This window comes from Pseudomonas sp. LLC-1, assembly GCF_002992185.1.
Lineage (GTDB): Bacteria > Pseudomonadota > Gammaproteobacteria > Pseudomonadales > Pseudomonadaceae > Aquipseudomonas > Aquipseudomonas monteilii.
Window position 1 is genome coordinate 112,563 of sequence record NZ_LUVY01000022.1, and the last position, 20,140, is coordinate 132,702.

Sequence of the window (20,140 nt, forward strand, 5' to 3'; positions counted from 1 at the left end):
CCCGCTCCCACAGGTACGTCGCTGGGTTCGAGACTTGCACTTTTCCTGTGGGAGCGGGCAAGCCCGCGAAGAGGCCGGTGCAGGATTTACAAGGCAGTCGCCCCTACTTTGGCCACCTGGGCATCCTGCTCGGACTTGACTCCGGACACGCCAATGGCCCCCACCACCTGGCCTTCCACCCGTAGGGGCACGCCACCCTCCAGGCTGGTCAGCAGCGGCACGGTGACAAATGCAGTACGGCCGCCATTGACCATCTCTTCGTAATCCCGTGTTTCCTTGCGCCCCAGCGCAGAGGTCCGGGCCTTTTCCACAGCAATGTAGGCACTGGCTGGCGCACAGCCGTCCATGCGCTCCAGGGCCAGCGGGTGACCACCGTCGTCAACCACGGCGATGGTGACGTTCCAGTGTTGGGCCAGGGCTTCCTGGCGGGCGGCGGCCAATACGCGGGCGACTTCGACCTGGCCGATCACGAACTTGCTATGCATGGGGGTTCTCCGGGTTCAAGGCTGCTTCGACAATTTCTATCCAGTGCCGTACCGGCGTACGCCCGGCCCCGTCGAGGTGGGCCTGGCAACCGATGTTGGCGGTGGCGATGACGTGCGGTTTGCCGCTTTCCAGTGCGTTGAGGCGGTTGTCACGCAGTTGCAGCGACAATTCGGGCTGGGTCAGCGAATAGGTACCCGCCGAGCCGCAGCATAGATGGCCGTCCGGCACCGCGGTGAGGGTAAAGCCCAGGCGCGTCAGCAGCGCTTCCACCGCGCCGCCCAGCTTCAGGGCATGTTGCAAGGTACAAGGGCAATGGAAGGCCAGGCGCTGTTCGGCGCACAGGCCCAGTCGCTCGACCGGTTCATCGCGCAGTACTTCTACCAGATCGCGGGACAGGGCGCTGACCCGCGCGGCCTTGGCGGCGTAACGGGGGTCGTTTTCCAGCAGGTGGCCGTAATCACGCACAAAAGCGCCGCAGCCGCTGGCGGTTTGCACAATGGCCTCGGCCCCCGCTTCGATGGCAGGCCACCACGCGTCGATATTGCGCCGCGCACGCTGCAGGCCTTGCTCTTGGGCATTGAGGTGGTAGTCCACCGCGCCACAGCAGCCGGCCTGGTGGATCGGCTGCACGCTAATGCCCAGGCGGTCCAGCAGGCGCGCGGCGGCGGCGTTGGTATTGGGCGACAAGGCCGGCTGCACGCAGCCTTCGAGCATCAACACCCGCCGTGCATGGCGTGGTGCCGGGCGCTGGCCGGGGGCGATCACCCGTGCCGGCAGTTTGCGTTTGAGTGTGGCCGGCAGCAGCGGGCGCAGGGCCTGGCCGCCACGGGTCAGGGCCTTGAACAGCGCCGGGCGTGGCACAACGGCTCGCAGGCCCTGGCGCAGCAGGCGCTGACCGAGCGGGCGCGGCACCTGTTGTTCGACCACGGCGCGGCCGATGTCGAGCAGGTCGTGGTACTTCACCCCTGAGGGGCAAGTGGTTTCGCAGTTGCGGCAGGTCAGGCAACGGTCCAGGTGCAGTTGCGTGCTGGCCGTGACCGGCTCGCCTTCGAGCAGTTGCTTGATCAGGTAGATGCGCCCGCGCGGGCCATCCAGTTCATCGCCAAGCAACTGGTAGGTCGGGCAGGTGGCGGTGCAGAAACCGCAGTGCACGCAGGACCGCAGGATGCTTTCTGCCTCGTCGGCGCGGGCCAGGCGTCGGGATGCTTCACTCAGGTTGGTTTGCATGGTCTGGCCTCACAGGTTCGGGTACAGGCGGCCAGGGTTGAACACGCCCTGGGGGTCGAGCTGTTGCTTCAGCGTCTGGTGGTAGCGCATCAGTGCCGCGGGCAGCGGCGGGCTACTGTCTGCGCCGGCGGCGTAGCAGGTGGCGTGGCCGCCCACGTCGGCGACCCGGTCGCGAATGGCCTGGGCCGGTGCGCTGGACGTGAGCCAGCGCTGCGCTCCACCCCAGTCGATCAGTTGCTGGCCGGGCAGGTCCAGCTCGCCGGTGGCGTTGGGCAGTGACAGGCGCCACAGCGGCGCAGAGTTGTTGAAGAATGCCAGGCGCTGCTCGCGCAGGTCGCTCCAGAACCGGCTGTCGAGGGTTGCGCCGCCCAGTCGCTGGCGTGCCGACTGAACCGAACCTTCACCGCCTTCCAGGCGCAGGTACAGTGCTTCGCCGTCATGGCAAGCCGCGCTGATCGGCAGCGGCTGCTGGCCCCATTCGGCCAACTCGGCCAGCGCTTCATGCCGGCCCATTGGCAGGCGCAGGCTCAGGCATTGGCGCGGCCGGGGCAGTACTTTCAACGAAACCTCGGTCAGCAACCCCAGGCAACCGAAGCTGCCCGCCATCAGCCGTGATACATCGTAACCGGCCACGTTCTTCATCACTTCGCCACCAAAGCGCAGCAACTTGCCGTGGCCGGTGATCACCCGCGTGCCGAGCACGTAGTCACGTACCGACCCGGCCCATGGCCGCCGGGGGCCAGACAAGCCGGCGGCGACCATGCCGCCCAAGGTGGCGTCCGGGCCCAGGTGTGGCGGTTCACAGGGAAGCATCTGGCCGGCTTCGTGCAGCGCCGCTTCGATCTCGCGCAGCGGTGTGCCGGCGCGGGCGGTGAGCACCAGTTCAGTCGGGTCGTAGCTGACGATGCCACGGTGGCTGCGGGTGTCGAGTACTTCGCCAGCGACAAGGTTGCCCAGCATGGCTTTGCTGTTACTGCCCTGGATACGCAGCGGTGTGCCTTGGTTCAGCGCCTGGCCGACCTGCTCCAGCAGGGCCTGGCTGTTGTCGCGGTCCATGCTCATCAGAAGCGCTCCAGCTCGGGGAAGGGCAGTTGCCCATGGTGCACATGCATGGCGCCGAACTCGGCGCAGCGGTGCAGGGTGGGAATGTTCTTGCCGGGGTTGAGCAGGCCCTGCGGGTCGAAGGCGGCCTTCACCGCGTGGAACAGGGTGATTTCGTCGCTGTTGAACTGCGCGCACATCTGGTTGATTTTTTCGCGGCCTACGCCGTGCTCGCCCGTGATGCTGCCGCCTACCGCCACGCACAGTTCGAGGATCTTGCCGCCGATGGCTTCGGCGCGCTCCAGCTCACCTGGCAGGTTGGCATCGAACAGGATCAGCGGGTGCATGTTGCCGTCGCCGGCATGGAACACGTTGGCCACGCGCAGGCCGTATTCCGCAGACAGGTCACTGATGCCCTTGAGTACCCGTGGCAGTTCGCGGCGCGGGATGGTGCCGTCCATGCAGTAGTAATCCGGCGAGATGCGCCCCACCGCCGGGAACGCGTTCTTGCGCCCGGCCCAGAAACGCACGCGCTCGGCTTCGTCGCGGGCCAGCCGTACCTCGCGGGCCCCGGCTTGCGCCAGCACGGCGGCCACCCGTTCACAATCGTCATGCACATCGGCCTCGACGCCATCCAGCTCGCACAACAGGATGGCCGCCGCGTCCACCGGGTAGCCGGCATGAATGAAGTCTTCGGCGGCGCGGATGGCCAGGTTGTCCATCATCTCCAGGCCGCCGGGAATGATACCGGCAGCGATGATTTCGGCGACTGCCCGGCCGGCGTCCTCGACACGGTCGAAACTGGCCAGCAGCACCCGCGCCACCTGGGGCTTGGGGAGCAGCTTGACGGTAACTTCCGTGACGATGCCGAGCATGCCTTCGGAGCCCGTGAACAGTGCCAGCAGGTCGAAGCCCGGGCTGTCCAGGGCATCGCTGCCGAGGGTCAGGCGTTCTCCTTCCACCGTGAGGATTTCCACCTTGAGCAGGTTGTGCACGGTCAGGCCGTATTTCAGGCAGTGCACGCCACCGGCGTTTTCGGCGACGTTGCCACCGATGGAACAGGCAATTTGCGAGGACGGGTCTGGTGCGTAGTACATACCGTGCGGTGCGGCCGCCTGGGAGATGGCCAGGTTGCGCACGCCGGGTTGCACACGGGCGTAACGGCCCTGTGGATTGACCTCCAGAATGCGGTTGAAGCGGGCCATTACCAGCAGTATCCCCTTAGCCAGCGGCAGGGCGCCGCCCGACAGGCCGGTGCCGGCACCACGGGCTACCACGGGTACGCCGCGCTGGTGGCAGAGCCTGAGCAAGGCCTGCACCTGCTCCAGGCGCTCGGGCAGCACCACCAGCAGCGGTACCGTGCGATAGGCCGAGAGGCCGTCGCATTCGTAGGGTTTGAGGTCTTCTTCGCGGTACAGGATATCGAGGTCTGGCAGGGCCTTGCGCAGCGCCTGCAACAGGTCCGCCTGGTCTACGGAGGGCAGCGCGCCATCGACGCGTTCGTCGTACAGGATATTCATCGGCTCACTCGGCAACGTTTTTGTTGTTGTTGGCAAAGCGGTCACCGGTGCAGCCTGCGCTTGCCAGCGGCCCGGGTCGAGTACGTCGTTCACTGGTCCTACCAGTTTTTCTGCAAAGGGCTGGTTATTGACGGCTTTGCCTGGCTAGATTGGAGCCATCGGCCGAAGTGGTCCTACCAGCGGGAGAGGGCGTGATGGGTGCTGAAGGCAAAGCCAAGGTCGCTGACCAGGTGGCCGAGCGGGTGGAGCGGCTGATCGTTGACGGCGTACTCAAGGTGGGCCAGGCCTTGCCGTCGGAGCGGCGGTTGGTGGAGAAGCTGGGGTGTTCACGCTCGGCACTGCGCGAAGGGCTACGCATTCTGCGGGGGCGCGGCATCATCGATACCGAACAGGGGCGGGGTTCGTTCGTCGCCGACCTGACAGGGCAGTCGGGTGCCACACCGTTGATGCATTTGTTTGGCTCGCAGCCGCGTACGCTGTTCGACTTGCTGGAAGTGCGGGCGTTGCTGGAGGCCGAGTCGGCGCGGCTGGCGGCGTTACGGGCCACCGAGGTTGACCGCTTGCTGATTCGGCGGCGCTACGAAGAAATGCTGGCCGCGCACGAGGCACCAGACGCGATCGATGCCCGTGAACATGCCCGTCGCGACCACGCGTTCCACCGGGCGATCAGTGAGGCGTCACACAACCCGGTGCTGGTGCATACCTTGCAATCGCTCAGCGACCTGACCTTGAGCACGGTGTTTGCCTCGGTCAACAACCTGTATTGCAGGCCGGCGCAAAAGCGCCAGATCGACCGCCAGCATGCACGGTTGTATCAGGCGGTGATGGAGCAGTTGCCGGAGCAGGCGCAGCGGGCGGCGCGCGAGCATATCAACGGAATACGCGACAGTTTGCGGGAGATCGAGCAGGAAGAGCAGCGGTTGGTCAGGGCGACCATGCGCATGGATGGCTGGGGATGATCTAGTCCTGTGCCGGCCTCTTCGCGGGCAAGCCCGCTCCCACAGGGAACGCGCCAAGCCTGATGGCTGCGCAGATCCTGTGGGAGCGGGCTTGCCCGCGAAAGGGCCGGTGCAGGTTGACCTCAATGGTCAGCTATCCGATCATCCTGCGACAGAATGGCCCGGGCCAGTTCTTCATCATTGGCTTGCAGCCCGGGATGGTCCTTGCGGGCCTGTTCCAGCGCCGACTCCACATAGGCGCCACGGATAGCCCCACCGCTGGCGACGAAGGCAGAAAGTTCATCGCGTGCCGGGATGATCCGTTTATCGTCCTTGAAGGTCGAGTAAAGCGAGGCGGAGATACCGGCCGAGGTGGCGACGTCGCCCGCATCGACGCGGGCCAGGGCAGCACCGGCAGGCAGCAGGAGCAGCAGCGCAGGAGCGAGGAGTAGGTGGCGCATGTCGTGTTCTCCAGTAGCGTGAAGCCCAAGGGAATAAACCACTCAGTGTTTAAGAAAGCACGCAGGTGGTGGTAGTTCCCTTGGGGGTTCCACGAAATGGACCGATCAAGCCAACTGGTAGGTGGTCTTTACACGGGTAAAGAACTGCCGCGCATGGGTGCCTTGTTCCCGCGAACCCAGGCTCGATGCCCCATTGCCCCCAAATGGCACGTGGTAATCCACCCCGGCCGTCGGCAGGTTGACCATCACCATCCCCGCCGAACTGTTGCGCTTGAAATGCTCGGCCTGGCGCAGCGAGGTGGTGACGATGCCAGCGGACAGGCCGAACGCCGTGTCCTCGGCTGCCGCGAAGGCTTCGGCGTAGTCGCGCACCTTGAGCACGCTCAGCACCGGCCCGAATATTTCCTCTCGATAGATGCGCATGTCCGGCGTTACCTCGGTAAACAGGGCCGGGGTAAAGAAATACGCCCCCGCCTGGTTATCGATACGCTCGCCACCGCATACCCGCTTCGCACCCTGTTCAACACCTGCTGCCACATAGGCGAGGTTCTGCTCCAGCTGCCGGCTGTCAACCACCGGGCCGATGTCGGTGCAGGCCTGCAGCGCATCCCCCACCTTCAAGGTGCGGGTACGCTCAGCCAGGCGTGCGACGAAAGCGTCGTGAATGCCCTCGGTCACGATCACCCGCGAACTGGCGGTACAGCGCTGGCCGGTGCTGTAGAACGAGCCGTTCAAGGCCACTTCCACCGCCTGTTCCAGGTCGGCATCGTCCAGCACGATCAGCGGGTTTTTGCCGCCCATCTCCAACTGCACTTTCTTCATGCCTTCGGCGGCCAGCCGGGCAATTTGCCGACCGGTGTGCTCGGAGCCGGTGAAGCTGATGCCATCGACCAGCGGCGAGCGGATGATCGTGTCACCAACGCTGCGCCCCGGGCCGATCAGCATGTTGAACACGCCCGCAGGCAAACCGGCGCGGGAGATGATTTCGGCCAGGGCCCAGGCCGAGGAGGGCACCAGCTCGGCCGGTTTGAACACCACGCAGTTGCCAAAGCACAGCGCCGGGGCGATCTTCCATGCAGGGATGGCGATAGGGAAGTTCCACGGGGCGATGATGCCGACCACACCCAGTGGCTGGGTGAACACATCGATGCCCACGTCCTGGCGTACTGACGTGTACTTCTCGCCTTCGGCACGCAGGGCTTCCTGAGCGTAGAACTTGAACGAGCGCCCGGCGCGGTCCACCTCGCCCAGCGCTTCGCGCACTACCTTGCCTTCTTCGCGGGCCAGCAGCGTGGCCAGTTCCTCGCGGCGGGCGAGGATTTCGCTGCCGATGAAGTCCAGCGCGTCCGCACGCAGCTGTGGGTTGCTGCGTGCCCAGGCCGGCTGCGCGCGGTGGGCAGCGGCAATGGCCTGTTCGGTCAGCGTCTGCTCAGCGCGTTCGAAGCGTTCGACCACTTCGCCCGGGTTGGACGGGTTGCGGTTTTCCAGGATGTCGGCATTGCCGGTCAGTGGGATAAAGGTGCCATCGACGTAGCTGCTTTTGGTGACAGGGGTCATGCGCTGCGAATCCTTTTTTCAGAAACCTGGCGGGCGACGAAATGGCTGATGTTGTCCACGGCGCTGTCCATCAACTGCTGCATGGCGTCTTCGCTGCTCCAGGCGATGTGCGGGTTAAGCAGAAAGTCATCGCGGTCGATCAGCTGGAACAGTGGGTTGCTGGGGTGCAATGGCTCCACTTCCACCACGTCCAGCGCCACGCCGCCCAGGCGGCCTTTTTGCAGTGCCTGGATCAACGCGGCTTCGTTGACCACGCCGCCACGGCCGGTGTTGACCACCACGGCGTCAGGCTTCATCAACGCCAGTTGCGCGGCATCGATCAGGTTGTGGGTTTCTGGCGTGAGCGGGCAGTTGATCGACAGCACGTCACAGCTTTTCAGCAGGTCGGCCAAGGGGCGGCAGTCCGGGCCTTGGCGTTTGCCGCCTCGGTCTTCAAACCACACGCGCATGCCGAACGCCCGCGCCAGGTGCGCCAGGCGCAGGGCGATCGGGCCGCTGCCGATGATCGCCAGCTGCTTGTCGCGCACGTCGCGGATACGGTGGTTGAAGTAGATGTTCTGGAACGGCTTTTCGCCGGCATGCACCTGGCGCATCAGGCGGGTGAAGGCGGCCGGGCGGCGGAACAGCTCCAGGATCATGGCCAGGCTGTGCTCGGCCACGGTGTTGGCGGCATAGCCCGGTACGCTGGTTACTTCGATGCCATGGGCTTCGCAGTAGTCGACATCGACAATGTCGCGGCCGGTCAGTGCCAGCGAAATCATCTTCAGCTTGGGCAGCTGGCGCAGGTGTTCTTCGCGCAGCGGCACGCTACAGGTCAGCGCTATCGTTGCGTCCTTAAGGTGCTCAAGCATCTGCTCAGGGTGGGTGTAGGCGAACTGCTGCCAGCTGTGCTCGCAGTCAGGGCGCTTCAGGCGGGTGGAAGGCGCCAGGCCTTCGTCGTCAAGGAGGACGATATGTTCGCTCACGTTATTGTCCTTATTTTTTCTGCGCGGGCACGTAGCCGGCGGGCGCCATGCCCACCAGCTGGCGGGTGATGAAACCTGCGTCCTGGTCGTGGTCTTCCAGCGATTCCTTGCGCACCAGTGCATCGCGTACCAGGTGCGCGCCAAAGAAGCGAAAAGGCTCTGGCGGCAGCAGCTTCATCTTCTGGTCGACCAGGCCACAGTTGGCCCACTCGTCGTTGGCATGGGTGGCCAGCGACGTGATGATGCGGCTGGCGAACACTGTGGTGGCCACGCCGTTGCCGGAAAAACCAATGCCGTAGCTGACGGTCTGGTGCTGGTCGAGGTAGCCGAAGTTGGGCAGGCCCTTCATGGCCCGGTCGATCGGCCCGGTCCAGCTGCTGACCACCGGTACATCCTGCAGCTGCGGGTACAGGCGACGCAGTTCGGCGGCGACCTTGTCGGCGGCCGGCGAGGGTTTTTCATAGAGGTTGCCGATACGCCCGGCATAGGCGAACTGGCCCAGCGGCTTGCCGAACACCACGCGCCCGTCCGGGGTGTTGCGCCAGTAGTTGAGCACGGTGCGCGAGTCGGTCATGCACTCGCCGCCACTGAAGCCGATAGCGTCGAGCCTGGCCTTGACCGGTGCGGTGGCGACCATGTCGCTGGACATGATCGCGATCATCCGACGCAGCTCGGGGAACTGCGCGCCCCAGGCATTGAGCGCCAGCACCACGTGGTTGGCTTTTACATGACCCTTGGCGGTGTGCACCACCGGGCGCTTGCCGCGCACCAGGTGGGTGAAGGGCGATTTCTCGAAAATTTGCACGCCCAGCTTCAGCGCCACGCGGCGCAGGCCGCGGGCCAGCATGGCGGGCTGCACGGTGGCGGCGTTGGGGTCGAAGATGCCGCCCAGTACCAAGGGCGAGCCAACACGGCCACGGATGGTCTGGCGGTCCAGCGCCTGGAACGGGTTGACGTCGAGCTTCTGCAGGCCGTCGGTGAGCACGCGCCAGGAGTTCATCTGGCGCTGGTTGGTGGCCGTCCACAGCCAACCGTCCTTGCGGTACTGGGCGTCGATGCCGTGTTGCTGGCAGAAGCTGCCGATCTCGTCGATGGCCGACTCGGCCGCCTCGCAGATGCGCCGTGCCTCGACATCGCCGCAGATGGTGCGTACCGACAGGTATTTGCCCCACCAGTTGGTGGCCACGCCACCGTTGCGCCCGCTGGCGCCCGAGCCGCAGCGGTCGCGCTCGACGATGACGATGGTTTTTTCCGGGTGCGCCTGCTTCAGGCGGATGGCCGACCACAGGCCAAGGAAGCCACCGCCGACGATGCACACGTCAGCATCAATCGAGTCCTGCAGGGCAGGGGCCAGGTCGCTGTCCAGGTCAAGTGCCTGGGCATACCAGAATCCACGGTACATGAGGGGTGCCTCTGAGCATGTTTGTCTTGTGCTTACATGATGCTCAGCCGGGCAGGGGGGCTGATATTACAGCCATGACAATTGATAGAACGGCGCCGCCTTTTGTCATGGACTTCCTATTTGTGGGGATGCATATGATATGACGGACGCAGGGCGCGCTTTAGAATGGCGCCATTGCAGATGTCATGAGGCCCGTGTCGATGTTTGCCGAACAACAAGAACAACCGTTGCAAGCCTCCGTTGACAGCGTGAAGGTCAAGCCCGAATTGCGGGTGGGCTTCGTGCTGATGAATCACTTCACCCTGGTGCCGGTGGCGGGGCTGGTGGACTCGCTGCGTTTCGCGGCGGACAAGTCGTTCCGTAGCCAGCAGGTGTATTGCCAGTGGGACTGGATGACCCTGGACGACCAGCCGATCACCGCCAGTTGCGGCATGCCCATTTCGCCGACCAAGCCCCTGAACCTGTTCGCCCAGTACGACTACATCGTGCTTGCAGGCGGCTTGCTGGATGAAACCCGCAATCCGCCGGCCTGGCTGTTGGACGCATTGCGTGAGGTGCATGCGGCGAATATCCCGATCATCGCGCTGTGCTCTGGGTCGTTTGTGCTGGGCAAGGCCGGGCTGCTCGATGGCCGGCGCTGCGCGCTGCATTTCACCTTGCGCGATGAGTTTAAGGAACGTTTTCCGCTTACCACGGCGGTGATCGACAAGAGCTATGTGGACGACCGCGGCATCATCACCTGCCCGGGCGGTACTGCCATTGATTTGGCGGCTAACCTGATTCGCCGGCATTGCGGTGCGGTGCGGGCACAGAAGGGCCTGGAGTACCTGTTGGTGGATGAGCGCGCTGATGAGCCGCAAGACAAGGCGGCCAGCGAATGTGTGTACCAGAACGACCGGGTGCAGCGGGCGATCAGCTTCATGCGTGCCAACCTGGATGCGTCGATGACCCTCAAGGCCGTGGCCGAGGCGGTGGGTACCCACCCCCGGCAGTTGCACCGCGAGTTCGTCGCCAATACCCAGGAACCGCCGGCCAACTACTGGCGCAAGTTGCGCCTGGACCATGCCCGGCGGCTTCTGGTGAACACCAGCCAGAACATCACCACGATCGCCCTGGCGTGCGGGTTTTCCGACGCTTCGCACTTTATCCTGTGGTTCCGCAAGCAGTATGGCGAAACGCCTTACAGTTTCCGCAAGCGCCGGCATGAGGTGGAGCGGTTTGACTGGCATGGCGACAAGGTGGGGCTGGATCCGGAGCTCTAACAAGCCATCGCGACACAAGGCCGCTCCCTCAGCGGCCGTGTGGCATTCAGAGCTGGCCGAAGGCCTGGATCTCGATGCGGTATTCAGGGGCTGCCAGCGCAGCCCCTACACAGGCCCGCACCGGTGGCTGTTCACCCACCCAGGCGTCATACACTTCATTCATCGCCGCAAACTCGCCCATGTCAGCCAGCCAGATCTGCATGCGGGTGAGGTTGCCCTTGCCCGCGCCGACCTGCGCCAGCCACTGCTCCAGTTGCGCCAGCACGCAGCGGGTTTGCGCAGCGATGTCGCCCGGTTGCAGGGCAACGATGCCAGAGGTTTCGATACGGCCTTCTACCAGCACCAGCTGGCTGGCGCGTTTGCCTGGGTTGATACGTTCGATCATCGACTGGGTCCTTAGAACAGCACGTAGGTCTTGCGCAGGGTTTCGCGGATGTCCCACACCCCCTCGCAGTTCTCCGGGAACAGCACCGCATCGCCAGCGCGCAACTCCACCGGCTCGCCACCGTCGGGAGTGAAGGTGCACCAGCCGCTGACAATGTGGCTGAATTCGCGGTTTTTCAGGTAGCGGCGGAAAACGCCCGGGCTGCTTTCCCATACCCCGATGCTGGCGCCGACGGCCTCGTCGGTCTGGTCCTGGGCGCTGGCGGCCTGGGCGATGGGCTCACCGATCGGCAGGCGGGCCGGGGCGGGGGCGCCCAGCGGCGAGACGGGGGCATTGCGCACGACAGTCAGTACTTGGCTCACGAACAGGCTCCTTCAGGCTTTACGAACAATGGGTTTGGCGGTGGGGGTAGTGCTGGTGTGGTTACCCAGCGCGGCTGCCTGCTGCAGGTCGAGCTTGCTGGTTTCAGGGGCCAGCCACCAGGAAATCAGGGCGCCGAACAGCGAGATCAAGGCGGCAGCGAACATGGTGTTGGCAATGCCGTAGCTGGCCAGGGAAATCGGCACCAGGTACGTGCCCACGGCGGCGCCAATGCGCGACAGCGAAGTGGCAAGGCCTACGGCTGACGCACGGATTTCGGTTGGGAAAAGCTCGTTGGGGTAGACGTATTCAAGCACCTGGGCGCCGCCAATCAGCACGGCATAGGCACCGAACAGCACCAGAATGGTCGTGGGCGAGGCATCCGGGAACACGCCCAGCATGACCAGCGACATGCCCGACCAGAGGAAGCTGTGGATCAGCATGTTGCGCCGGCCCAGGCGGTTGATCAGCTTGGTGGCCAGCAGGCAGCCCAGGGTGAACAGCAAGGTGATGGCGATGGAGCCGAAGGCCGCCCAGTCACCGGTCAATTGCAGTGCCTGCAGTACTTTGGGGGCAAACGAGTAGATGGCAAACAGCGGCACGATGGCACAGGTCCAGAACAGGGTGACGAAGGCCATGCGCTTGCCGTAGCCGGAGTGGAACAGCGACCACACGGAAACGGGCTTGTCGGTGGCCTGCTCCGGCAGGTCGGCAATGGAGTAGTCGGGGCCGTATACCTTCTTGATTACGGCGTCGGCTTCGGCGGTGCGGCCTTTGCTCAGCAGCCAGCGGGGCGACTCCGGCGTACCACTGCGGGCGACCAGGAACAGCGCACCCGGTATCAGGGCACTGGCCAGTACATAGCGCCAGCCGTCTTCACCGCCTACACGCAGCAGCAGTTCGCCAACCATGTAGGCCACGGCGGCACCGGCAAACCACATCAGTACCATGGCGGCCAGCAGTGGCCCACGTTGTTTGCGTGGCAGGAACTCGGCCAGCAGCGAGGTGGCGATCGGGTAGTCGGCGCCCACCGCGATACCGATCAGCAGCCGCCAGACAAACAGTGCCCAGGCCGACTCCACCCAGAACTGCGCCACCGAGAAACCGACGATGGCGATCAGGTCGACCAGGTACAGCACCTTGCGCCCGTACTTGTCGGTGAACCAGCCACCGAGAAAACCACCCAGGAAAACCCCGATCAGGGCCGATGCGGCGATCAGCCCTTCCCAGAAGGCCGACAGCTGCAGGGCGTTGGTGATTTGCAGCATGGCGACGCCGATGATGCTCAGGACGTAGCCATCGAGAAAAGGCCCGCCAGCGGAGTAGACCGTCAGCTTGCGGTGGAACGCGTTGAGCGGCGCATCTTCGACGGAGCGTTTGGAAACGGACATGCGACTTACCTCTTGTTGTTATTCGCTGCACTAGCGTCCCGGCACTATCGCACCGGCTTGTGAGGGCGCCCTATAACGGCTCGGACGAGTCATGGAATGTGCTGACCGGGTGTGCCGAGGCCTTATGCAAGTTGTCATGGATGTTCTAGGGGTGGTGCCGGGGCCTTTTCTAATGTGTGGGGGCCGGCTTGCCGGTACTGAGGTTTTCAGCACAATTACAACTACCTGGAATCAGAACCATGACCCGCCCCTCACTCGACTCCCTTGATGGCGACCATTACGACGTGGTGGTCATCGGCGCCGGTGCGGTCGGCTGTGCCGCTGCCCGGCAACTGGCCGCCCGTAACTTCCGCACCTTGCTGGTGGACCGTGGCGATATCGGCGCCGGTACCTCCTCACGCTCCAGCCGCATGCTCTATTCGGGGCTGGGTTACCTGGCAGCACGCTACCCGCTGTGGCAGATCCCGTTCCGGCCATTGGACATGTGGCAGCGGCTGCGCTACACCCGCCAGGTGATGCGCTGCCGTGCCGAGCTGGTCAAGGACATGCCAGGCCACCTGACCCGGCACCGCTTCCATTACCCGTTCCGCCGGGGTGACCGTTACCCGGAATGGCTGGTGGACATGGGGTTTCGCCTGGTCGAGGCGCTGGGTGGCTGGAAGGTGCCGCTGGCCTACCGGCGCCAGTCGCAGCAGCAGGCGGCGGGGGACAGCGCCATGGCAGCCGGGCTGGGTGGGCCGCTGCGCGGGGTGGGCGTGTTCGAGGAGTACATGTATGCCTGGCCCGAGCGCATTTGCGTCGACACAGCGTTGGACGCGCAATGGCGTGGCGCTACGGTGCGCACCTACACCCGCGTCAGCCAGTTGCAACGCCAGGATGCCCAGTGGCGATTGACCCTGGACGAGCAGGCCCCTGAGACCCAGGGCCAGGCCAGGTTGACCGCCAACGTGGTGATCAACGCCGCAGGCCCCTGGGTGGACCGCGTGCCGGGTGCGGCCGACGCTGGCCCAAGGGTGCTGGGGATCAAGGGTGTGAACGTGATGGTACGCCTGCCCGAGGCGTATCGCGGTCAGGGCCTGGAGGCGTTCTCCAGCAAGGGTGAGCCTTACTACGTGTTCCCTTGGCGCGAGTTCCACTTCATTGGGCCAACTGAGTCGGAATTCCATGACGACCCGGACACCGTACGGGTAGAGGACAGCGAAATCGACTACATCCTCAGCGAAGCCAACCACCTGTTCCCCGACCTGCAACTGACCCGCGACGATGTGCAGCACTGCTGGTGTGGTGTGCGCCCGACCTCGACGCTGGATGGGCGCAGCACACACTTGCCGGTACGTCTGAGCGAAGCGGCGGGCAAGCCGGGCCTGCTGACGCTGACCGGTTCCACCATCATGCTGCACCGCCACGCTGCACGGGTGATTGCCCGTGGCGTGGAGGCGCGGCTGGGCAAGCGTGGCAAGGCGCCTGAAGGCATGCTGGAACGCGGTCGGGTCGACAGTGACGACATCGCGGCAGTGGTGCGGCGCGAGCATGTGGTGCGGCTGGTGGATGTGGTGCGCAGGCGCCTGCCCTGTGGGTTGGACCCGGACCTGGGGCGGGCGCGGGTAGAGCAGCTGTCGCAGCAGGTGGCGGCGGTACTGGGCTGGTCGGAGGCACGGCGGCAGGCGGAGCTGAAGCATTTCGAGGAGGACACGGTGCGGGTGTATCGGCAGCTGTAGCGGCAGGCGGGGCCGACGATGCACTCGTCGGCCCTGTGGCGCTTATCGCCCGGTCAGCCCGGCGCGCGTCAACAACCCGTCCAGTACCACTTCGCACGCTGCACCCCAGGTGGCACTGACCGGCTGATGCATCAGTACCGCCAGCCCGTCTGCGGTAAAGGTGCCCGGCGTGGCAATGGCCTGGCCCAGGGCCTTGAGCGTGTATTCCGGCTGCTGCCCGGCGCTGGCCACGCAGTCTTGCAGGTTGCCTAGCACCAGCGCACGTGCCTCGGTTGCGGGCAGGCCTTTGTCCATCAGCCACTGCTGCAAGTCGTGCAGCAGGAAGTAGAACCAGCCATTCATGCAGGCTGCAACGGTGGCCAGTTCGAATTCAGGCTCGCCGTGCAGGACCACCAGTTTGCCCAGCGGCCCCAGGTACTGCGTGGTGAGCGCATCGGGCGGGCAGACGACTACCGTCGACTGGTTGTACTGCGCCGCATACGACAGCATCGCACGTACACAAAGGGCGCCGGGGAAGGCGCTGGCCAGTTGCGCAAGGCCGATCCCGGCAGCCAGCGAAACCAGGCGCTGGCCGGGGCGCAGTTGTACCTCATCGGCCAGTTCGGCAAGCGAATGCGGGCGTACGCCAAGTATCAGCAGTTCTGCCTGGTCGACTACCGCCTGGTTGCTGGCCAGCACCTGGCAACCATGGTCGCGGGCAAGCACGGCGGCCCGTTGAGCATTGCGCGGTGAAAGCAGGATGGGGCCGTCAAAACCGCTGCGGCGCAGGCCGATGACCACTTTTTCGGTGAGTTCGCCCACCCCGAGAATGCCCAGGCTATGCATGGTGCCTCCTTTTCAGCTTTCCAGGCCGGCGCGGCGCTGGCCCCAGTGCAGGTTCAGGTTGACGCCCGCGCTCAACAGCGGTTCAGGCGGGTTGCGGTTGGGGCCTGCGCTGCCGAGCAGAAAGTCGATCAGCTCGTCGCGCTCACCGCTCAGCCAGTCAGCCAGCAAGGTGCCCGTCGCCGTGCCACGGGTGATGCCCAGGCCGTTGCAACACAACGCCGCGTGTACGTTGGGCGCCAGGGTGCCGAAGTGCGACAGGTGGTTGCGCGACAGGCACATCGAACCGCCCCAGGTGTATTCGAACGGTATGCCCGACAACATCGGGAAGCGTCGCTCGAACGACTCACGATGCTGACGCCCGGCGCGGGCGATATGGCGGGGGTTGGCACGGCCGTCGGCATTGAAGCTGAAGCTGTTGCGCACCAGCAGGCGCTGGTCCGGGGTGCGCCGCAGGGTGCTGCCGAACGGGTCGGCCGGGATGATGCCCCAACTGGCTTTGCCGCCCAGGCGGGCCTGTTCGTCTTCGGTCAGCGGGCGGGTCATGCTGGCGTAGGTGAAAATCGGCAGCAGGCGGCCGGGCAGGAAGCCGAAGTATGAGGCGAAGGCGTTGTTGGTGAGCAACAGCTGGTCGGCGACGATTTCACCGTTGGCGTGCTTGAGGGTGATGCGCCGGCCCTGCTCGATGTGGGTGATGGTGGTGCGCTCGTGCAGGGTCACATTGGCCGGCAGGCTTTCGGCCAGGCCCTTGGCCAGGGCGGCCGGTTGCAGCAGTTGGGTGCCAGGCGTGTACAGCGCCTTGCGGTAGAAGCCGGTGCCGAAGTGCTCGGGCAGGTCGCGGGTGTCGATCATCTGGTAGGGCTGGCCGAGCTTTTCCAGGCCGCTGCGGTAGGCTTCGAGCACGGCCAGGCCTTTGTCTTCGACGGCGGCCTGGTACTTGCCGTCCGGGCGGATCTGGCAGTCGATGCCGTGCTGGGTGATCAGCCCGCGAAGGATCGCCTGCGCACGCAGGTTGAGCTTGAGGTTCATCCGCGCGGTGGGCAGGTCGCCGATGTAGTCGGCGGCACCGATGTCGTGGGGCAGGTCGATGGCAAAGCCGGAGTTGCGCCCGGAGGCGCCGAAACCGACTTCCTGGGCCTCGACCAGGATCACCTCGTCGTCCGGGTGGTGCAGGGCCAGTTGCCGTGCGGCGGCAAGGCCGGTAAAGCCCGCGCCAAGCACCACCCAGCGCGCCTCGCTCCGCCCCCGGTGCGCGACGCGTGGCTGGCGTGGGGGGCTGAGGTGGAACCAGCCGCAACCGTTGTCGTCCGCGGGGGTAGAGGTGTTTCTGTACATGGTTTTTATCCGTGTTGTTTTCTCCACTATGGCATTGGCGGTTGTGCGGGGACTATGACGGGAGGGACGGGGAATGGGATGTTCTGGCTGCAGGAGAACAACCGCCGTCCAGATTGCCTGAAGATAGATTGACCGTGGCGGGCCGGGCGTGATTTGCTCGGCGCTACGGCTTCTTCGCGGGCGAACCCGTGAATCGCCCGACACGATCATTCAAAGGAAAATGAAGGTTCGCCCATGTCCGACTACACGCTGCATTGCTTCGCCGAATCCGGCAACGCCTTCAAGGTCGCGCTCATGCTTGAACTTACTGGCCAAGCCTGGCAGCCGGTGTTCGTCGACTTTTTCCATGGCCAGACCCGTGAGCAAACGTGGCGTGACGAGGTGAACGAGCAGGGCGAGGTGCCGGTGCTGGAGCACGCGGGCAAAACCTTCACCCAGTCTGCGTTGATCCTGGACTACCTTGCCGAACAGACCGGCCAGTTCGGCCCGCGTGATGAAGACGAAAAACGCGAGATCTGGCGCTGGATGCTGTTCGACAACCACAAGTTCACCAGCTACTACGCCGCGCTGCGCTTTCTGTTTTGCCTGAAGAAAACTGGGGAAACGGACGTGACGCGGTTCCTGCGTGAGCGTGCCACGGCGGCTTACCGTATTGTCGATGCGCACCTGGCGAAGACGCCGTTCATGGTTGGCGGCCGGCTGACCATCGCCGATCTGTCGTTGGCGGGGTATGTGTTCATGCCTGAAGATACCGGGATCCCGCTGGCAGAGTTCACCCATATCGAGGCTTGGAAGGCGCGGATCCAGGCGCTGCCGGGGTGGAAGCATCCGTATGAGCTGATGCCGCGTACGGCATCCTGACGCCTTCGCGGCTAAAGCCGCTCCCACAGGGGCTTCACAATGCTTGGGTCTTGAGCAGTACCTGTGGGAGCGGCTTTAGCCGCGAAGAGGCCAGCGCAGGCAATACAAGGTTCAGATGGACAACCGCACCACCCGGTTGTCCAGCACTTGCTGCTCTTGCCCCCGGCGCTTGTTCACCACCAACTCGCCAATCGCGATCAGCCGCGTGCGGGTGATGTTGCGCGACAACCCCAGCAACTGCGCGGTATGCACCTGGTTGTAATGGCAGAACCGGTAGGCCGAGCGCAGCAGGGCATTTTCCACTTTCTCGTACAGGTCGCCCGACTGCTCCTCGTACAACCGGCTGAACGCCCGCTGCAGCAAGTCCTCCACACCATTTCCCGCTGGCTCTTCCTCCTGCCGCTCGATGCGCAGGTTGGACAAACGCAGGTCCTGAGCCTGCACCGTGCCATCGCCGCAAGTGAGCAAGCTATGGTGAATCACGTTTTCCAGTTCGCGGATATTGCCCGGCCAGCTGTACTCCACCAGTTTGGCCTGGGCCTTGGCGCTCAGCTCTACCGGTCCGTACCCCAGCCGGTCGCTGTAGCTGCGAATGAAGTGCCGGGCCAGCGGCAGGATGTCACCCGGGCGGTCGCGCAGCGGGTGCAACTGCAAGGTCACCACGTTCAGGCGGTAGTACAGGTCTTCACGAAAATGCCCGGCGTTGATGGCCTTTTCCAGCTGCACGTTGGTCGCCGCCAGTACCCGCACGTTGATCGGAATGCTCTTGCGCGACCCTAGCCGCACCACCTCGCGCTCTTGCAGCACGCGCAGCAGCTTGACCTGGATCGGCAGGGGCAGGTCGCCGATTTCGTCGAGAAACAACGTGCCGCCATTGGCTTCCTCGAACCAGCCGGCCTTGGCCGCCAGCGCGCCGGTGAAGGCGCCTTTTTCATGGCCGAACAGTTCGGCCTCCACCAGCGACTCGGAGAACGCCCCGCAGTTGACTGCGACGAACGGGCCGTTGCGCCGGCCGCTGAGGTTGTGGATGTGGCGTGCGACCAGCTCCTTGCCCGTACCGGTTTCGCCGATGATCAGGACGCTGGCCTCGCTGGGGGCGACCTGTTGCAAGTGGGCGAGCAGCGCCTGCGACCTGGGGTCTTCGAAGACCTGTGCGGTCGCCCTGATCGAGGTAGCCAGTGTCGGTGACGGGGGGAGGGTCAGCAGTTGCATGGGCAATCCTCAGGAATAGAAGGATGGGGCAGGGCGCTTGTCGTTGAGGGCCCACTCGCCGAGTTCGTGGATGCGGTAGTCCACCGGATCGTGCAGGGTTTGTGTGCGAAGGTTGCGCCAATGGCGGTCGAAGCGTAGCGAGGCATGGGTGGCGCGTGCGCCGGTGACTTCGAACAGGCGGTTGCAGATGTCCAGGCCGTGGCGGCTGGCGGCGACCTTGGCGGTGCCGATGGCCAGGGCCAGGTCGCCGCGCTCTTCTGCCGTGAGGGCATGTTCCTTGGCCCAGGCGGCATCCAGCTGGCGTGCGGCCTGTTCGATCAGCAGACGCACGCTTTCAAGGCCAACCCAGAACTCGCCGTAATGGCGCAGCACGTAAGGGTCTTCGGCACTGCTGGCGGCGCTGGAGCGGAACCATGGCCGGCTTTCCTTGAGGGTGTACTGGCGGGCTTCTTCGAAGGCGCCTTCGGCAATGCCGAGGAACAGGTTGGCGAAGTGCAGCTGGGCAATCAGCGGGCGCAGGGCGGCGAACGGAGTGCTCAGCGGGCCTGGGTCGAGTAGCAGTTCGTTGTGCTCTACCCGTACCCGCTCGAACGTGGCGCTGCCGCTGTCGGTCTGGCGTTGACCGATGTTGTTCCAGTCGCTGTGCAGGCTGATGCCGGTGCGGCCACTGGGGATGGCAGCAATCAGCAGCTTGCCGCCGGCACGTTCGTCCACCGCCGAGGCGATGAGCATTTCCGAGTCGCTGGCACCGGAGCAGAAGCTTTTCTTGCCCGAAAACTCGCACCAGCCATCGAAGTGCTTGACCACCGTGCGGGTGTCCAGCGGGTTCAGGGCATTGCCCCAGAACCACTGTTTTCGGGCGGTTTGTTCGAACCAGGGCTGCCATTGGTCGGGGCGTGAGAACAGGCGCACGGTGGCCAGCATCAGGTGGTGAAAGCCGAACACGTGGGCAATGGAGCTGTCGACCCGGGCGAACTCGCGCACCACCGCGAACGTGTCGTGCCAGTTGGCGCCCTGGCCACCGAAGGCCTGCGGGATCACCAGCGACAGCAGGCCGCTGTCTCGCAGGGCATCGCGCTCGGCTTTCGGCGTGCCGCCGCGCTCGTCGCGTTCGACGGCGGTCTGGGCAAACTGCCCGGCCAGTTCGCGGGCAATCGCCAAGGCCGGGCGCAGCGGGGTATTCACAGGTGCATTCAT

At 64.8% G+C, this 20,140-nt stretch carries 19 protein-coding genes; 4 read left to right on the forward strand and 15 right to left on the reverse strand.

What is annotated here, in order from left to right; all coding sequences use genetic code 11:
• Positions 1-86 precede the first annotated feature (86 nt).
• From A0O30_RS24830 to glcD, 4 genes are read right to left on the reverse strand one after another with little or no spacing between them, the layout of a single operon-like run.
• Positions 87-485, reverse strand: coding sequence for a heme-binding protein (locus tag A0O30_RS24830; protein WP_105948416.1), 399 nt, complete (start codon positions 483-485; stop codon positions 87-89).
• Positions 478-1,713 carry a glycolate oxidase subunit GlcF gene (gene glcF / locus A0O30_RS24835; RefSeq protein ID WP_105948417.1) on the reverse strand — a complete coding sequence of 412 codons (1,236 nt, stop codon included), beginning with the start codon at positions 1,711-1,713 and terminating at the stop codon, positions 478-480. The genes A0O30_RS24830 and glcF overlap by 8 nt, the downstream gene beginning before the upstream one ends.
• Before the next feature lie 9 nt (positions 1,714-1,722).
• Positions 1,723-2,775 (reverse strand): glycolate oxidase subunit GlcE, encoded by a 1,053-nt coding sequence (gene glcE / locus A0O30_RS24840; RefSeq protein ID WP_105948418.1) that lies wholly within the window; start codon positions 2,773-2,775, stop codon positions 1,723-1,725.
• Positions 2,775-4,274 (reverse strand): glycolate oxidase subunit GlcD, encoded by a 1,500-nt coding sequence (gene glcD / locus A0O30_RS24845; protein ID WP_105948419.1) that lies wholly within the window; start codon positions 4,272-4,274, stop codon positions 2,775-2,777. Before glcD ends, glcE begins: the two co-directional genes overlap by 1 nt.
• Before the next feature lie 194 nt (positions 4,275-4,468).
• Between glcD and glcC the strand changes: the two genes are divergently transcribed.
• Positions 4,469-5,233 carry a transcriptional regulator GlcC gene (gene glcC / locus A0O30_RS24850; protein WP_028699838.1) on the forward strand — a complete coding sequence of 255 codons (765 nt, stop codon included), beginning with the start codon at positions 4,469-4,471 and terminating at the stop codon, positions 5,231-5,233.
• Positions 5,234-5,355: 122 nt separating this feature from the next.
• Here glcC and A0O30_RS24860 read toward each other — a convergent pair whose 3' ends face one another.
• The 4 genes from A0O30_RS24860 to A0O30_RS24875 form a co-directional block, all read right to left on the reverse strand.
• Positions 5,356-5,673 carry a DUF2388 domain-containing protein gene (locus tag A0O30_RS24860; protein WP_016711111.1) on the reverse strand — a complete coding sequence of 106 codons (318 nt, stop codon included), beginning with the start codon at positions 5,671-5,673 and terminating at the stop codon, positions 5,356-5,358.
• A gap of 105 nt (positions 5,674-5,778) precedes the next feature.
• Positions 5,779-7,230: an aldehyde dehydrogenase family protein gene (locus A0O30_RS24865; RefSeq protein ID WP_105948420.1), complete on the reverse strand. Its 1,452-nt coding sequence runs from the start codon at positions 7,228-7,230 to the stop codon at positions 5,779-5,781.
• Positions 7,227-8,195 (reverse strand): NAD(P)-dependent oxidoreductase, encoded by a 969-nt coding sequence (locus tag A0O30_RS24870; RefSeq protein ID WP_105948421.1) that lies wholly within the window; start codon positions 8,193-8,195, stop codon positions 7,227-7,229. The genes A0O30_RS24865 and A0O30_RS24870 overlap by 4 nt, the downstream gene beginning before the upstream one ends.
• Before the next feature lie 10 nt (positions 8,196-8,205).
• Positions 8,206-9,597, reverse strand: a complete 1,392-nt coding sequence (locus A0O30_RS24875) for an FAD-binding oxidoreductase (RefSeq protein ID WP_105948422.1) — start codon at positions 9,595-9,597, stop codon at positions 8,206-8,208.
• 227 nt (positions 9,598-9,824) lie between these two features.
• Between A0O30_RS24875 and A0O30_RS24880 the strand changes: the two genes are divergently transcribed.
• Positions 9,825-10,859, forward strand: a complete 1,035-nt coding sequence (locus A0O30_RS24880) for a GlxA family transcriptional regulator (RefSeq protein WP_256589802.1) — start codon at positions 9,825-9,827, stop codon at positions 10,857-10,859.
• 46 nt (positions 10,860-10,905) lie between these two features.
• Here the strand turns inward: A0O30_RS24880 and A0O30_RS24885 are convergent, their stop codons facing one another.
• Genes A0O30_RS24885 through A0O30_RS24895 form a run of 3 tightly spaced genes read right to left on the reverse strand, consistent with a single transcriptional unit; the run spans position 10,906 to position 12,995 of the window.
• Entirely contained in the window at positions 10,906-11,244 is a 339-nt protein-coding gene (locus tag A0O30_RS24885) for a RidA family protein (protein WP_105948424.1), read from the reverse strand.
• Between the two features lie 11 nt (positions 11,245-11,255).
• Positions 11,256-11,606 carry a cupin domain-containing protein gene (locus tag A0O30_RS24890; RefSeq protein WP_105948425.1) on the reverse strand — a complete coding sequence of 117 codons (351 nt, stop codon included), beginning with the start codon at positions 11,604-11,606 and terminating at the stop codon, positions 11,256-11,258.
• Between the two features lie 12 nt (positions 11,607-11,618).
• Positions 11,619-12,995 (reverse strand): MFS transporter, encoded by a 1,377-nt coding sequence (locus tag A0O30_RS24895; RefSeq protein WP_105948426.1) that lies wholly within the window; start codon positions 12,993-12,995, stop codon positions 11,619-11,621.
• A 239-nt stretch (positions 12,996-13,234) separates the two neighbouring features.
• On the opposite strand from A0O30_RS24895, the gene A0O30_RS24900 reads away from it, so the two are divergent.
• A complete protein-coding gene (locus A0O30_RS24900; RefSeq protein ID WP_105948427.1) occupies positions 13,235-14,713 on the forward strand; it encodes an FAD-dependent oxidoreductase in 1,479 nt (492 codons plus the stop codon).
• 42 nt (positions 14,714-14,755) lie between these two features.
• Here the strand turns inward: A0O30_RS24900 and A0O30_RS24905 are convergent, their stop codons facing one another.
• Together A0O30_RS24905 and A0O30_RS24910 are read right to left on the reverse strand one after the other, a co-directional pair.
• On the reverse strand, positions 14,756-15,538 hold the full coding sequence (locus A0O30_RS24905) for an NAD(P)-binding domain-containing protein (RefSeq protein ID WP_105948428.1): 783 nt from the start codon (positions 15,536-15,538) through the stop codon (positions 14,756-14,758).
• A gap of 12 nt (positions 15,539-15,550) precedes the next feature.
• The gene (locus A0O30_RS24910; RefSeq protein WP_105948429.1) at positions 15,551-16,870 is read right to left on the reverse strand and encodes an FAD-binding oxidoreductase; all 1,320 of its coding nucleotides are present in this window, start codon (positions 16,868-16,870) and stop codon (positions 15,551-15,553) included.
• A 234-nt stretch (positions 16,871-17,104) separates the two neighbouring features.
• Between A0O30_RS24910 and A0O30_RS24915 the strand changes: the two genes are divergently transcribed.
• The gene (locus A0O30_RS24915; RefSeq protein ID WP_105948430.1) at positions 17,105-17,731 is read left to right on the forward strand and encodes a glutathione S-transferase family protein; all 627 of its coding nucleotides are present in this window, start codon (positions 17,105-17,107) and stop codon (positions 17,729-17,731) included.
• Between the two features lie 111 nt (positions 17,732-17,842).
• Here the strand turns inward: A0O30_RS24915 and sfnR are convergent, their stop codons facing one another.
• Complete coding sequence (sfnR, locus tag A0O30_RS24920; RefSeq protein WP_085593485.1) at positions 17,843-18,943, reverse strand: sigma54-dependent transcriptional activator SfnR; 1,101 nt, start codon at positions 18,941-18,943, stop codon at positions 17,843-17,845.
• A gap of 9 nt (positions 18,944-18,952) precedes the next feature.
• Positions 18,953-20,140 (reverse strand): acyl-CoA dehydrogenase family protein, encoded by a 1,188-nt coding sequence (locus A0O30_RS24925; protein WP_105948431.1) that lies wholly within the window; start codon positions 20,138-20,140, stop codon positions 18,953-18,955.

Bases quoted from the DNA above. Each gene is read 5' to 3' on its own strand.
- A0O30_RS24905 (WP_105948428.1), bottom strand. From the start codon at position 15,538: ATGCATAGCCTGGGCATTCTCGGGGTGGGCGAACTCACCGAAAAAGTG.
- glcF (WP_105948417.1), bottom strand. From the start codon at position 1,713: ATGCAAACCAACCTGAGTGAAGCATCCCGACGCCTGGCCCGCGCCGAC.
- A0O30_RS24925 (WP_105948431.1), bottom strand. From the start codon at position 20,140: ATGAATGCACCTGTGAATACCCCGCTGCGCCCGGCCTTGGCGATTGCC.
- A0O30_RS24915 (WP_105948430.1), top strand. From the start codon at position 17,105: ATGTCCGACTACACGCTGCATTGCTTCGCCGAATCCGGCAACGCCTTC.
- glcC (WP_028699838.1), top strand. From the start codon at position 4,469: ATGGGTGCTGAAGGCAAAGCCAAGGTCGCTGACCAGGTGGCCGAGCGG.
- glcE (WP_105948418.1), bottom strand. From the start codon at position 2,775: ATGAGCATGGACCGCGACAACAGCCAGGCCCTGCTGGAGCAGGTCGGC.
- A0O30_RS24910 (WP_105948429.1), bottom strand. From the start codon at position 16,870: ATGTACAGAAACACCTCTACCCCCGCGGACGACAACGGTTGCGGCTGG.
- A0O30_RS24830 (WP_105948416.1), bottom strand. From the start codon at position 485: ATGCATAGCAAGTTCGTGATCGGCCAGGTCGAAGTCGCCCGCGTATTG.
- A0O30_RS24865 (WP_105948420.1), bottom strand. From the start codon at position 7,230: ATGACCCCTGTCACCAAAAGCAGCTACGTCGATGGCACCTTTATCCCA.
- sfnR (WP_085593485.1), bottom strand. From the start codon at position 18,943: ATGCAACTGCTGACCCTCCCCCCGTCACCGACACTGGCTACCTCGATC.
- glcD (WP_105948419.1), bottom strand. From the start codon at position 4,274: ATGAATATCCTGTACGACGAACGCGTCGATGGCGCGCTGCCCTCCGTA.
- A0O30_RS24900 (WP_105948427.1), top strand. From the start codon at position 13,235: ATGACCCGCCCCTCACTCGACTCCCTTGATGGCGACCATTACGACGTG.
- A0O30_RS24860 (WP_016711111.1), bottom strand. From the start codon at position 5,673: ATGCGCCACCTACTCCTCGCTCCTGCGCTGCTGCTCCTGCTGCCTGCC.
- A0O30_RS24895 (WP_105948426.1), bottom strand. From the start codon at position 12,995: ATGTCCGTTTCCAAACGCTCCGTCGAAGATGCGCCGCTCAACGCGTTC.
- A0O30_RS24875 (WP_105948422.1), bottom strand. From the start codon at position 9,597: ATGTACCGTGGATTCTGGTATGCCCAGGCACTTGACCTGGACAGCGAC.
- A0O30_RS24885 (WP_105948424.1), bottom strand. From the start codon at position 11,244: ATGATCGAACGTATCAACCCAGGCAAACGCGCCAGCCAGCTGGTGCTG.